Here is a 13,244-nt window from a genome sequence, read left to right on the forward strand (position 1 = left end):
AGGCCTCGACGCCTACCCCAAAGCCTGAAGGCCGGTGACGCTCTCACCGAGGGTGCGGCGGCAGTAGGCCAGATGGTCGGTGCCGTAGCCGCGAGGCCCGCACTCGACGACGAGGAGCAGGCCGAGGTAGAGGCGGTACAGGGCCAGGCGATGGTGGAGGGCCGGGGTGAAGTCGAGGGTGCCGCCGGCCTCGAGGTAACCGAGGACGAGGTCGCTCTCCGGTCCGGTGTCGCCGCCGAAGCCCAAGGAGACCAGCTCGGCGGCCGGGTCGCCCCAGAACGCCCGCTCGTGGTCGATGAGTCCGGTGATCCGGGCGGACCCGCCGGAGCCGGGGGCGTCGACGAAGATGTTGCCCGGCCACAGGTCGAAGTGGACCAACCGGGGGTCAGTGACCTCGTCCAGCGTGTACGCGCCTTCGGCGACCAGTGCCCGGATGCTGTCGGGTGACACGTCGAGCGGGGACCGCCAACGCACCGCCTCGTCCAGAAGTGCTTCCACCATGTCGGTGAAGGCTGTTCGCCAACTGGAGGCGGACAACCCCGACTCGGCGGCCGGGTAACCGAAGCGACCGTCCTCCGGAGTCAGGGTGTGCAGGCGTGCGACGACCGCACCCAGGTCCCGGCGCAGCGCCGCCTCGGAGTCGGGCGACAGCTGTGCGGCCGCCTGGTCCCAGCGTGTGCCGGAGAGCACCGAGAGGGCGAGGAACTCCGCTCCCGCATAGAAAAGGGCGGGAGTCGGAATGCCTGGCTCCGGCAGGTCCGCTATCCGGCGGTAGACCATCGCCTCCGTCGCCATGATGCCCCGCTCGTACCGCAGGACCGCCGCGTCGGCCGGTGGAGCGAGCTTCACGATGGCCGGCCGGCCGTCGTCGAGCAGCACCCGGTATGCGGTGTTGAACCAGCCGTCGGTCAGCTCGCTCTCCACTCGGCAGCCGCTGCCTGTCGATGTACGCAGCAGCATGTCGAGTTCGTCCGGCGACATCCGACGCTTGGTGAGGCTCTGCATGAAGGCTCTCTTCTGGAAGGGCTGCCCGGGGAGCGCTCCCATGGTGCCGAGGCTCCGGTCGGCTCGTCCAGACAGACAGGAGGGCCCTCTGTTCGGTGAGGACCAACGCTGCGGTCCGGCGCCGGCGGCTTCCTCCTCGAGGAGGCACACCAGGTCCATCGGCGGGTCCTACCAGGCGGATCACCTGCTACCGCTGGTCAGCACGTCTCCGCATGGAAGGGCCGCGCTCCGCTCGCGTGAGTCGCCGTCATTCTTCGGTGTCACAGTGTGTGACGGTCCCGGTGGGCCCCCATCGTGGGTGCGGCCCGTCGACCAGGGCCTCAGCTGCTTGTGCCCGGGTCCGGTGCCCGCTGCCCGAGCTCATTGCGGAGGGGTTCGCCTGTGGCCTCCGGAGGCGACGGACCCGCCGCCTCCGGGACGTCGTGTGTCAGGCGACGCCGGGGATGCCCCGGGCCTGGAACGCGGCGCGGACCGTGTCCGCCGCGCTCTTGCCGTACATCTTCTGCGCCGTCGCCACCGTCGTGTTCGCGGCCGCCGAGAAGCTGGTGTCGGGGGCGAAACCGAACTGGGCGTTGACGATGATCCGGTCGGCGACGCGCGCGCCGAGGCCGGTGCGGATGTCGAGCAGCGCGCGGGACCAGATCTCGCCGTCGGCGTGGACCTCGCCGACCCGGTCCGCGTACGTCTTGTCGGAGTCGATCCGGCGCAGACAGTGCGGGGCGTCGCTGTAGGTCACGGAGTCCCAGTCGGCGACACAGGCGACGTCGGTCTTCAGCGGCCAGCCGTAGCGCGCGGCGGCGTGCTCGCCGACGGCGACGGCGAGATAGTCGCCGAACGCCTCGCCGATGGAGCCGGCCTCCAGGGAGGTGCCGAAGCCGGGCACCTGGGCGTGGTGCACGGCATGGCCGTACTCGTGCACGACGACCTCGGCGTCCTCGGCGTCGTCCACACCGCCCTTGCCGAAGCGGATCTCCGCCTTCTTGTCGGTGAAGAAGGAGTTGTCGGCGCCCCACTGGTTGATACGCACCGGCTGCACCCGGTCGTTGGCGCCGGGCAGCTCGCTGCCGAATCCGAGGCCCTGGAGGTACTCCTGCGCCTCGTTGACCCAGAAGTACGCCATGACCTGCTCGAACTGGTCGTCGTGCCGGTCGTACGAGGTGGCGTCGGCGAGCCGCGCGGAGGCGCCGGTGTCGGAGCGGACCGAGGCCCAGCGGCCGGAGAGTCCGCCGCTGCCGTCCAGGTTGCGCAGCGCGACGGTCGCGTAGGCGGTGGCGGGAACCGCGTCGGCGGCGTCCTTGCCGTCGGTGAGGGTCTGGTCGCCCGAGGACTGGACGGGGTTGACCATGAAGACGCGGGCCTGCGGGCCGGCCGCTGCGGGGGCGGTGGCGGAGGCCGCCCCGGCCGTCATGAGCAGGGCCACGGTGGCGGTTGCCCCGGCGAGCAGACCGCGGGGTGTGCGGTGAGCCATGTACATCCTCCGGTGGTGGGTGACGTGGATGCGGTGGTGTGATGCGGGCGCGATCTTCGCGCACCGACCCCGCTTTTGACCAGGTCCATGGCAAACAGCGCGGCGCTGGGGGTGGCTGTCAGCGGCGCAGCGAGGGGTGGCGGTGTCCGCTTCGGCGTACACGCACGGGCCGGGAGACCTGGCCCGGACGAAAGCACAGACCAAGTCGGCTCCCGTCTTCGACGAGGACAGGTACCTGGGTGATTCGCGCCATCGTGACCAACTCGGCGGTCGGCACGGCACTGGGCACTGGGCACTGGGCACTGGGCACTGGGCACTGGGCACTGACGGGAGCAGCCCGCACCCCGTCATCGGAAACGTGCCGGCGGACCCGCGACATCGCCGACTCCGCGCGTCCGGTCGACAGCGCCACCGGCAGCGCCGCGGAGCACGATCGGGCCGATGGCGCCGATCGCCTGAAGTGTGGGCTGTGCTGGGCCACTTGACGCCGCGCTGAGCGAGTTCCGGGGGGTACCCGAACGCCCCTTGTCGGAGGGCGGTACGGGATCACTGGGCCGCGAGGACCTCTTGCGCCATCTGAAGCTCCGAGACCGCTCCCGGAGGTGTGGCCACGCGGAAGGGCACCCCGAAACCACTGAACGACTCGTCGAGGTCCTTGGCCGGGTGCGTGACCCGCAGGAGGAAAGGAATGCCCTCGGCAGCGATATGGAACTCGAGTGGACCGCCCTCACGCCTGTACGTGATCGTGGTGGTGGGTTGCCCCCGCACCACCCCCGGTCGCTGCGCCGGTGTCGCCTCGGCGAGTTCGTCCAGGGACGGGATACGGTCTTCCAGCCACGTCCGCTGAGCTTTCGACTCGCACATTTCACGCATGATGCTGTACGCCCCGACGTTGCGCTTCACCCACCTGTCGGCCATCACCTCCACGCGTACCGGGTCCGCCCTTGCTTCGGGCGACAGCCTGAGCGCTTCCTCGCTGCCTCGTGAGTAGAGCGCCGATGCGGTGACGACGAAATCGAGTGAGGCTGAACCTTTTCCGCTGTGAGCCTCGCATACCGCTCCGCCACCGGTCATGGCGCTGCGCAGGACAGTCGTCCCCTCGGTCTCCTTGCGCCGGGTCGAGACGAGGTAGTCCTGGTCGAACGTCACCTCAAGGGCCTTGCTGATCAATCCGGCTGCCTCGGCACCGGGCGACCGGCCGCTGTCCGACGACGCGGACCCGCTGGCAGCGGGCCGCCCTTCCGACTTGCCGCTCTCCTCCGCTTCGCCGTCCCCTGTGCCGCATCCGGCCAGTACCACGAGTGCGACGGCGACGGCCACAGCGGCCGCCGTTGATCTTCGGGCACGCCGGACGGTGGTGCTTGGCATCAAGTTCCTCCATGGGAGCACGACAGAAGAGGCCCGCGGCGGCGAGACCGTGACCGTGCTCGACCATAACGCCGATGTCGCCGCGGAAACGAAGCCAGGTCGAGTTGGGGCTGATCCGGCATCGCCTTGCGTCAGCTACTGACGTACGAACAATTCCAGGTACCGTACGTCGTCGACTTCACCGAGTCACCGGAGATACCGTCGACGTACACCGAGCGCATCCGGGCGCGGATCCCGGACTCGCCGGAGCGTCGGCTCACCTACGCCTGACTCACGCCCACGGTGGCGGCGAGCACGGTATGGCGACTCACCCGCCGAGCAGACATCACCGTCCGTTCAGGCGCCGCTCGTCCCGCCGCACAGCAGGGCCTCGGCCTCGAGCTCGACTTCTGACAGGTTCTCGCGGATCCCACACTTGAACAGCGCGGAGTACGTGGCCGGCGACCATGTGGTGAGGGTGCCCCGTACTGCTTCCCGGCCGGAGGTGTCGCAGCCGTAGACGAAAGGCGCTTCGACCGTGTCGACGCCCACCACGGCCACCAGCACGCCGTCGAACTTGCCCGATGAGGTGGTGAGGGTCTTGTCCCCTTCTGTGAGGGTGAACGTGGTGCCGACCTTCATCAGATCCAGCCCGGTCAACTCCGCAAGGGAGTCGACGGCCGCCTGCTCGTCCACTGCACCGTGTGGGAGTGACGGGTAGACAGACGCCTTCAGGGTGCGCAGCGGCACGAGGTTGAACGTCGACCTGGCCGTCTTTCCCGCCGGGATGTGCACTTCCTGGGGGTCGGACACCGCTGCAAGCGTGTCGTGCTCGGTCACTTTGCCCCAGCGGAATTCTCCGGCTCGACAGGGCCCGTTCTGCGGGAGCGGTCGGCTGCCGGCGGATGTCCTGCCGACTGACGGGTGGGCTGTCTGCCGCTCAGTCTTTGCGGCACAGGACGCTGTCGCCAGCACGGCGGCGAGTACGGTGGTCAACGCGACTGTGGTGCGGGTCGGAACCACACCCGTCACCATCCCCGGAGACCCGCCGTGCTTTCGTCGAACTCTCCCCTGCTGATCCGGCCCTGCTCGGCCTGGGCCCGACCCGCTCACTTCCGTCCCGCGTACAACTCCCGAGTCGCCGTCGTGAACCGGGCAAGCGCGTCCGGCAGTGGGTCGATGCCGATGCCCGGGGCGGTGGGTACGGGCAGGTGGCCGTCCTGGAGGACGAACGGCTCGGTGATGTCCTCGGCGAAGTACCGGCTGGAGGCGGAAGTGTCGCCGGGGAGGGTGAAGCCCGGGAGGGCTGCGAGTGCCAGGTTGGGGGCGCGGCCGATGCCCGTCTCCAGCATGCCGCCGCACCACACCGGCACGCCGTGTGCGGCGGCGACGTCGTGGATGCGTCGGGCCTCTGGATAACCGCCGACTCGGGCCGGTTTGACGTTGACGACCCGGCAGGCGTCCATCGCGATCGCGGACGCCGCGTCGCGCGCGGAGTGGATCGACTCGTCGAGGCAGACCGGGGTGGCCAGACGCTTCTGGAGCTGGGCGTGGGCGTGGAGGTTGTTCTCCTCCAGCGGCTCCTCGATCAGCAGCAGCCCGAAGTCGTCGAGCCTGCGCAGGTGCTCGGCGTCGGCGAGCGTGTAGGCGGTGTTGGCGTCGACCTGGAGCGGGAGCGCGTCGCCGAAGCGTTCGCGTACGGCGCGCACCGGCTCGACGTCCCAGCCCGGCTCGATCTTGACCTTGATGCGGATATAGCCCTCGGCAAGGTACCGCTCGACGTCGTCGAGCAGTTCGGGCACGGAGTTCTTGATGCCGACCGAGACCCCGGCGGGCACCCGTTCGTGGACCGCGCCGAGAAAGGTCGCCAACGACATCCCGTAGGCGCGCAGTTCGGCGTCCAGGAGGGCGGTTTCGAGGGCGGCCTTGGCGAGTTCGTGGCCCTTGACGGAGGCCATGGCGGGGGCGACGGCCGCGGTCGTCGGTTCGGGCAGGGCGGCGATCCGCGGCAGCAGGAAGTCCCGGATGACCATCTCGGCGCCGGCGACGAATTCCGAGCAGTACAGCGGCTCCGGGTCGGCGGCGAACTCGGACCAGCCCTCGGCCTCGTCGGTCACCACGTGCAGCAGGAAGGTGTCCTTGCTGGTCATCGTCCCGAAGGAGGTACGGAAAGGGGTGACGAGCGGGAGGGCGACGTGGAGCAGTTCGACGCGTTCGAGCTTCACTTCTGCTCCTCGCAGGCGGATTCGGAGGGGACCTCGGCAATTGCTTCAGGACAGGTCTCGGCGGCGGCCCGCGCCCTCAGAAGGCCGGGGGACGGGCGGGTCAGCAGGTACCAGCCGTCGCGGGACATGGCCGTCGCGCGCAGGCCCTCGGCGTACGCCTCGGTGAAGACCTCGCGCACGGCGTGCCGCCAGTCCAGTGCGAGCGCCGGGTCGGCGGCGCGCAGCGCGACGATGTCCTCGGGCACACGGCACCACAGCCTGTCCGCGTCGCTCAGGGCGAGGGGGCCGCCGTCCGGTGCCCGGCGAACGATCTCGGCGGCGGCACGGCCCTCGGCGGGGTCGTCCGTCCGCGTGGTCCCTGTCACCAGATTCCACACGACGGTCAGCCGGTCGCTCTCGTCACCGTTGTTCACGCCGTCGTTCATGGGTCCGTAGAAGTCGACCAGGTATTCGCTGCCGACGGCGCCGAGCTTGACCAGGTTGAAGCGTGCGTTGCGGCTGACCAGCGGGTCGAAGGTCCAGCGCATGGTGGTGGCGCCCTGTTCCAGCGCCCACAGCCGCTGCGCCTGCTTGACCGCGAGCCCGACGCCCCGGCCGGAAGCGGTCGCCGCCGCCACGAACGAGTACACGTCCCGCTCGGCGGGCGGCCCGAACACCGCCACCGCCGCCCCGGCGAGCCGTTCGCCCGACGGCCCGGCGGAGTACGCCGCGTGCACCGCGCCACCGGCGTGCACCAGGCTGTGCAGCACCTCCGCGGGGTAGGGCGGGGTGGCGCGCGGCGTCTGCCACACATCGGCGAAGAAGTCGGAGACGGAACGGATGCCGGCCACGTCGTGCACGGTACGGACCGTGACTCCGGCGGAACGGGCCGCGGCTTCGGCGGAACAGGCCGCGGCTTCGGCGGTACGGGCCACGGCCTCGGCGACGGCCTCCCGGGCGATGCGGGCTGTTTCCTCGGCCGTGCGGGATGCCGTAGCGGCCGCCGCCCCGGGACCGGCAGCGGAGATCGTCACAGGTGTCATGGCTCGAGTCTCCTGGGCCGCAGCCAGGAGGCCATTGTCGTCCGGCACAATGGAGCCCTGTATTGATGTTGCGATCGGCCAAGGTCGTGAGGGGTCACCCTCCGATAAACAGGCCATCTCCCCCTGTCACCGTCCCCCGCCGGAGAGTCCGACCGCCCATGGACGCCTGCACCCTCCAGGAACTTCTCGACACCCTCGGCGAGCCCGTGCTCCGTGTGCTCACCGCTCCGGCCGGCCTCGCCGCGCCCGTCTCGGAGGTGCTGCTCTACGACGCCGGGGCGCCGTTTCCGCGCAGTGCGCCGGGCGCCCTGCTGCTGACGGTGGGGGCGCGCGCGGGTGAGGCCGGGCTGCTGGCGCGCGATGCCGCGGCAGCCGGCATGGCCGGACTCGTCGTACGGGAAAAGGACGGGCGGCCCGACACGGTGGCGGCGGCGAAGGCCCACGGGCTCGCGCTGCTCGCCGTCGACGAGGATGCCGCCTGGCATCACGTCCATCTGCTGCTGGCTTCCGCGATCGCCTCCCGGCCCGGCCCGGTGGGCGGCGGGGCGGGCTTCGGCGACCTGTTCGCGCTCGCCAACGCGGTGGCGGCTGCCGTGGGTGGCGCGACCGTCATCGAGGACGCCCGCCAGCGGATCCTGGCCTACTCCACGCTCCCCGGGCAGGTCGTCGACGAGGCCCGGCGGCAAGGCATCCTGGGCCGCCAGGTGCCGGGCAGCCCCGAGAACAGCGAGCAGTACCGCGTGCTGTTCGCCGCCCCCGGACCCGTACGCCTCGCCGCACTCGACGGCGACGAGCTGCCGCGGCTCGCCGTCGCGATCCGGGCGGGCGGCGAGACGCTGGGGTCGCTGTGGGTGGTCGACGACGGGCATATCGGCGCCGATGCCGAGGACGCGCTCACCCGGGGCGCGTCGACGGCCGCCCTGCTCCTGCTGCGGGCACGGGCGAGCGAGGAACTGTCCCGGCATCTGACGAGCGACCTGCTGCGCCGTCTCCTGGACGGCACCGCCGATCCCGCGAGCGCCGCACACCGCCTCGGCCTCGCTGCCGACACCCCCGTGCGGGTCGCGGCGTTCGCCCTCGACGGCCCGGTGTCCGCGCCCGACGGGGAGCAGACCGCGCTGCGGCTCCTCGATCTCGTACGGCTCCACTGCGCGGCGCGGTACGGGCGGCACGCGTGCGTGCTGGCGGACGGGCGCGTGTACGCGCTGCTGCCGGTCACCGGTGAGCGCGGTGGGGAACGGCACAAGCGGCTCGCCGAGGACATCGTGCAGCGCGCGGGTCAGGCGCTGCGGGTGAGGGTGCGGGCCGGGCTGGGCGAGGTGGTCGCCGGCCTGGTGGCCGTGCGCGGCTCGCGGGACGACGCCGACCTCGTCCTGCGGGTGCTCGGCCCGGACGAGGACGTCGCCGCTGTGACCGAGGTACGGGCCCGGGTCACGCTGCTCCGGCTGCGCGAACTCCTCGGCGCGGAGCGGGCCTTGACGGCGGGTGCCTGGCGGGAGGTCCTGACGTACGACGCCGAGCACGGCACCGAGTACGCCAGGACCCTGGTGTGCTGGCTGGACGCCGGCTGCGACATGGCGCGGGCGGCGAAGCTGCTCGCGGTGCACCCCAACACCTGCCGGTACCGCCTCAGACAGGCGCAGCAGCACCTCGGCATCGACCTGGACGACCCGGACGAGCGGTTGGTGCTGTGGCTGCAGCTGCGCACGCTCGGGGGGCTGCGGGGCGGCCCCGCCGACCGGGGCTGACCCGCAGCATGCCTCCGGCAGGGCGCTCCGTCGGGTTCAGCCGCTCAGCCAGGCCGCGAGCCGCGCCTCGCACTCCCGTAGCTGCGCGACGGGCACGTACTCCCCGGCGGTGTGCGCGAGGGTCGGGTCACCCGGGCCGTAGTTGAGCGCGGGCGTGCCCAGCGCGGCGAAGCGGGCGACGTCGGTCCAGCCCAGCTTGGGGCGGGGCGTCGTACCGAGGACTTCGACGAGCGAGGCGACCGGGCCGTGTCCGAGTCCCGGCAGGGCGCCGGGCACGACCTCGGTGACCTCGACCTCGTGTTCGGGGAAGAGGCCGCGCAGATACGCCTCGGCCTGCTGGGCCGAACGGCTGGGCGCGAAACGCAGGTTGACCGTGATCACACAGCTGTCGGGGACGACGTTCTCGGCGATGCCCGCGCGGACCGCGACCGCGTTCAGCCCTTCGCGGTACTCGAGCCCGTCGATGACGATCCGCTCGGCGGTGTGGTCGTCCAGGCGCTGGAGCACGGCGGCCGCCCGGTGGGCGGCGTTGACGCCCATCCAGGAGCGGGCGGTGTGGGCGCGCTCGCCCCGTACGGTGATGTCCGCGTTCAGGACACCCTGGCAGCCTGCCTCGACGCCAGCGTCGGACGGCTCCATGAGGATCGCGAGGTCCGCCTTGAGCAGGTCGGGGCGTTCGGCGGCGATACGGTTCAGGCCGTTGCGGTCGCCGGAGACCTCCTCGCACTCGTAGAAGACGTACGTGATGTCGCGTACAGGTGCGGTCAGGGTGGCCGCGAGGCGAAGCGCGACGGCGACGCCGCCCTTCATGTCGCACGCCCCGAGCCCGTACAGCAGCTCTCCGTCCAGCCGGGAGGGCAGGTTGCCCGCGGCCGGGACGGTGTCCAGGTGGCCGCCGATGACCACCCGCTCGGCATGGCCCGAGTCGGTGCGGGCCACGACGGAGTTGCCGAAGCGTTCGACCTTCAGGTGGGAGCACGCGCGCAGGGCGCACTCCACGGCGTCGGCGAGACGGGCCTCGTCGCCGCTCTCGGAGGGGGTGTCCACCAGGGCCCGGGTGAGGTCCACCAGGTCGGCGGTCGGGTTCAGCGAGGTCATGCGGCGCTCTCCTCCTGCGGGGCGGGCCGGCCCAGCCGGGATTTGTTGATGCCGTACAGCGCGTAGATCACGAACCCGACCGCCATCCACAGGCCGAACGCGATCCAGGTGTCCGTGCCCAGCCCCCACATCACATAGCCGCAGCACAGCACGCCCAGCACGCAGGTGAGTGGCGCGAGCGGCACCCGGAAGCTGCGCGGTGCCTCGGGGCTGCGCCGGCGCAGGATCAGGACGGCACAGTTGACCAGCGCGAACGCGAACAGTGTGCCGATGCTGGTGGCGTCGGCGAGCGCGCCCAAGGGCACGAGTGCGGCGAGCACCATGATGAACGCGGACACGATGACCGTGTTGGCGCGCGGCACCCCGGACTTCGGGTGGACCTCGGCGAACAGGGGCGGCACGAGCCCGTCGCGCGCCATCGAGAACAGGATGCGGGTCTGCCCGTACTGCACGGCGAGGACGACGCTCGTGGTGGCGACGACCGCGCCGACGGACAGCAGGACCGGCCACAGGCTGCCGCCGCCGACTGTGCGGACCAGTACCTCGCTGAGGGTGGCCTCGGTACCCGCGAACTTCTGCCACGGCATCGCGCCGACCGCCGCGATCGCCACCGCGCAGTACAGCGCGGTGATCAGGCCGAGGGAGAGGAGGATGGCGCGCGGCAGGTCACGCTGCGGGTTCTTCGCCTCCTCACCGGCCGTCGACGCGGCGTCGAAGCCGATGTACGAGAAGAACAGCGAGGCGGCGCCCGCGCTCACTCCCGCCATGCCGAGGGGGAACAGCGGCTGGAAGTTGCCGGAGCGGAATGCGGTGAAGGCGACGGCGCAGAACATCACCAGCGCGGCCACCTTCACCGCCACCATGACCGTGTTGACGACGGCGCTCTCGCGGGCCCCGCGCAGCAGCACCACCATGGCCAGGACGACGATCGCGGCGGCCGGAACGTTCAGCACGCCGCCCGCGCCCGGCGGCGCGGCCAGGAACTCGGGCAGCGTCCAGCCCACGGTGAGCTCCAGCAGCTCGTTCACGTACTGGCCCCAGCCGACCGCGACAGCGGCCACCGAGACGCCGTACTCCAGCACCAGACACCAGCCGCAGACCCACGCGACAAGCTCGCCGAACGTCGCATAGGCGTAGCTGTACGAGGATCCGGCGCCCGGGATCATGCCCGCCAGCTCGGCGTAGGACAGCGCCGAGAACAAGACGGTGATCCCGGCGAGGACGAAGGAGACCACGACGGCGGGGCCCGCCTCGGGCACCGCCTGGCCGAGGACGACGAAGATGCCGGTGCCGAGGGTGGCGCCCACACTGAGCAGCGTGAGCTGCATGAGCCCCATCGTCCGGCGCAGTTCACCACCACGGGCCTCGGCCACGAGATCGGCGACGTCCCGCCGCCGCGTCAGCCTACTTCCGCCTCCGGCCTCTCCCGCGGTTCTCCGCGGGCGGGTTCGCACAGTGTCCACGCGTCCACTCCTCTCACAGCTCCACTCCGGCCCCTGATGATGCTGAACGGCGGGACGGAGAGGGCTGGGCGTGGCGGCCAAGACGGTGAGGGACGCTTTGGCTTTCCGGCCAATGCCGGAGGGGGGCGTGGTCGGCATCTCGAAGCCGCCGGGTCGGCGCTTGACCCTCACCTAACGTCATGCCGCATGGTCGAGACGTGGAAGAGCTGCAAGAGCACTTGACCGTGGGGCGTGTGGCCGAGCTGACCGGCGTGAGCGTCCGCACGCTGCATCACTACGACGGGATCGGCCTCGTGCGGGCGTCCGCACGGACCGCGGCAGGATACCGGGCCTACTCGGCGGACGACGTGGAACGGCTGCGGGAGGTACTCGCCTACCGGCGGCTGGGCTTCGGACTGCGCGAGATCGCGGACCTGGTGCACGACCCGACCACCGACGCGGTCGCACACCTGCACCGGCTGCGCGGCCTGCTCCTGGAACAGCGCGACCACGCTGCCGCCATGGTGACGGCCATCGACCGGGAACTGCAGGCCCGGGCCAGGGGAATCAGAACGACACCGGAGGAGCAACTCAAAGTGTTCGGCGCCCAGTTGTACGACACCATCGGCTCGGCCTATCCCGCGACGCGGCGCACCGAGCCGCGTATCGCCGCGAGGATCTGGGAAGCGCTCGGGGACGCGCGGACGGTCCTCAACGTCGGGGCCGGAACCGGCTCCTACGAGCCCACCGACCGTGACGTCACGGCGGTGGAACCGTCGGCGGTCATGCGGGCACAGCGTCCCGCGGGCGCGGCGCCGTGCGTGGCCGCCAGTGCGGAAAGCCTCCCGTTCGAGGACCAGTCCTTCGACGCCGCGATGGCGGTCAGCACCGTTCATCACTGGCCGGACCCGGTCGCCGGGCTGCGCGAGATGCGGCGCGTGGCCCGCCGCGTGGTGGTGTTCACCTACGACGCCAGTACGCCCGGCTGGCTCGACCGGTTCTGGCTCACCCGCGACTACCTGCCGGAATTCGCCGGCCTTCTCACCGACTGGCCCTCACTGGCCGACCTGACCCACGCGATCGGGGGCCGGGCGGAGCCGTTGCTCATCCCGTGGGACTGCGCCGACGGCTTCTTCGAGGCCCACTGGCGCCGGCCCGAAGCGTACCTGGACGAGCAGGTACGCCGGGCGGTGTCGGTGTGGACCAGAGTCGGGCCGCAAGCCGAGGAGCGGGCGGTGAACCGACTCCGCGACGACCTCTCCTCCGGCCGGTGGGCCGAACGCAACCGCGACCTCATGGCCCTCGACGCGGCCGAGCTCGGCCTCCGCCTGCTCGTCGCCTGAACCGCGTACGCGATCCTGCGACTTCAGCGGCGAGATCGACGACGGTGAGGCTGCCGTCGGCTCGTGAGGGGACGTTTGTACGAGCGCAGATGGTGCACACGATGAGCTGACACAGTCTTTATACGACGAGACGGAGAACGCACCATGGGCATCATCGCGTGGATCATCATCGGCCTGCTCGCCGGCGCCATCGCCAAGGCCATCATGCCGGGCAAGGACCCGGGCGGCATCATCATCACCATGCTCATCGGCGTCGCCGGCGGCCTGCTCGGCGGCTGGCTCGGCAAGGCGATCTTCGGCGTCGACTCCATCGACGGCTTCTTCGAACTCTCCACCTGGATCGCCGCGATCGTCGGCTCCCTCATCCTCCTCGCCCTCTACCGCCTCTTCACCGGCACCCGGCACACCCACCGACACGCCTGACCCGCCGGCGCCGGACACATCCGAGACACCTGCGAACGGCTCCCACCCCCGGTGTGCGGGGAGGGAGCCGTCGGCGTGTTCCGACCGCCGGCCAAGGGGGGCCGGCGCCTTGGCCGGTCACCT

12 protein-coding genes are annotated in these 13,244 nt (G+C 71.2%); 4 read left to right on the forward strand and 8 right to left on the reverse strand.

Translation table 11 applies throughout. From position 1 onward, the window contains the following. Positions 1 to 12: 12 nt before the first annotated feature. The 3 genes from ACIQ6Y_RS20560 to ACIQ6Y_RS20570 form a co-directional block, all read right to left on the reverse strand. On the reverse strand, positions 13 to 1,047 hold the full coding sequence (locus ACIQ6Y_RS20560) for a phosphotransferase family protein (RefSeq protein ID WP_404040772.1): 1,035 nt from the start codon (positions 1,045 to 1,047) through the stop codon (positions 13 to 15). A 385-nt stretch (positions 1,048 to 1,432) separates the two neighbouring features. After that, positions 1,433 to 2,473 (reverse strand): M4 family metallopeptidase, encoded by a 1,041-nt coding sequence (locus tag ACIQ6Y_RS20565; protein ID WP_404040775.1) that lies wholly within the window; start codon positions 2,471 to 2,473, stop codon positions 1,433 to 1,435. A gap of 546 nt (positions 2,474 to 3,019) precedes the next feature. Beyond that, entirely contained in the window at positions 3,020 to 3,841 is an 822-nt protein-coding gene (locus tag ACIQ6Y_RS20570; protein WP_404040778.1) for a hypothetical protein, read from the reverse strand. A 126-nt stretch (positions 3,842 to 3,967) separates the two neighbouring features. On the opposite strand from ACIQ6Y_RS20570, the gene ACIQ6Y_RS20575 reads away from it, so the two are divergent. After that, positions 3,968 to 4,111 carry a hypothetical protein gene (locus tag ACIQ6Y_RS20575; RefSeq protein WP_404040781.1) on the forward strand — a complete coding sequence of 48 codons (144 nt, stop codon included), beginning with the start codon at positions 3,968 to 3,970 and terminating at the stop codon, positions 4,109 to 4,111. Between the two features lie 66 nt (positions 4,112 to 4,177). Here the strand turns inward: ACIQ6Y_RS20575 and ACIQ6Y_RS20580 are convergent, their stop codons facing one another. The 3 genes from ACIQ6Y_RS20580 to ACIQ6Y_RS20590 form a co-directional block, all read right to left on the reverse strand. Continuing rightward, positions 4,178 to 4,633: a hypothetical protein gene (locus ACIQ6Y_RS20580; protein ID WP_404040783.1), complete on the reverse strand. Its 456-nt coding sequence runs from the start codon at positions 4,631 to 4,633 to the stop codon at positions 4,178 to 4,180. Between the two features lie 296 nt (positions 4,634 to 4,929). Next, positions 4,930 to 6,045 carry an o-succinylbenzoate synthase gene (gene menC / locus ACIQ6Y_RS20585; protein WP_404040786.1) on the reverse strand — a complete coding sequence of 372 codons (1,116 nt, stop codon included), beginning with the start codon at positions 6,043 to 6,045 and terminating at the stop codon, positions 4,930 to 4,932. Beyond that, a complete protein-coding gene (locus ACIQ6Y_RS20590; protein ID WP_404040789.1) occupies positions 6,042 to 7,067 on the reverse strand; it encodes a chorismate synthase in 1,026 nt (341 codons plus the stop codon). Before ACIQ6Y_RS20590 ends, menC begins: the two co-directional genes overlap by 4 nt. A gap of 158 nt (positions 7,068 to 7,225) precedes the next feature. Between ACIQ6Y_RS20590 and ACIQ6Y_RS20595 the strand changes: the two genes are divergently transcribed. After that, positions 7,226 to 8,815 (forward strand): PucR family transcriptional regulator, encoded by a 1,590-nt coding sequence (locus ACIQ6Y_RS20595; RefSeq protein ID WP_404040792.1) that lies wholly within the window; start codon positions 7,226 to 7,228, stop codon positions 8,813 to 8,815. A gap of 36 nt (positions 8,816 to 8,851) precedes the next feature. Here the strand turns inward: ACIQ6Y_RS20595 and dapE are convergent, their stop codons facing one another. Both dapE and ACIQ6Y_RS20605 read right to left on the reverse strand, forming a co-directional pair. Then, positions 8,852 to 9,913 (reverse strand): succinyl-diaminopimelate desuccinylase, encoded by a 1,062-nt coding sequence (gene dapE, locus ACIQ6Y_RS20600; RefSeq protein WP_404040795.1) that lies wholly within the window; start codon positions 9,911 to 9,913, stop codon positions 8,852 to 8,854. Continuing rightward, on the reverse strand, positions 9,910 to 11,376 hold the full coding sequence (locus ACIQ6Y_RS20605) for an amino acid permease (RefSeq protein WP_404040797.1): 1,467 nt from the start codon (positions 11,374 to 11,376) through the stop codon (positions 9,910 to 9,912). The genes dapE and ACIQ6Y_RS20605 overlap by 4 nt, the downstream gene beginning before the upstream one ends. 233 nt (positions 11,377 to 11,609) lie before the next feature. On the opposite strand from ACIQ6Y_RS20605, the gene ACIQ6Y_RS20610 reads away from it, so the two are divergent. Continuing rightward, positions 11,610 to 12,698, forward strand: coding sequence for a methyltransferase domain-containing protein (locus ACIQ6Y_RS20610; protein ID WP_404041530.1), 1,089 nt, complete (start codon positions 11,610 to 11,612; stop codon positions 12,696 to 12,698). Between the two features lie 144 nt (positions 12,699 to 12,842). Beyond that, the gene (locus ACIQ6Y_RS20615; RefSeq protein ID WP_404040800.1) at positions 12,843 to 13,121 is read left to right on the forward strand and encodes a GlsB/YeaQ/YmgE family stress response membrane protein; all 279 of its coding nucleotides are present in this window, start codon (positions 12,843 to 12,845) and stop codon (positions 13,119 to 13,121) included. The last annotated feature ends 123 nt before the right edge of the window (positions 13,122 to 13,244 follow it).

The sequence above is a fragment of the Streptomyces sp. NPDC096205 genome (assembly GCF_044763135.1).
Lineage (GTDB): Bacteria > Actinomycetota > Actinomycetes > Streptomycetales > Streptomycetaceae > Streptomyces.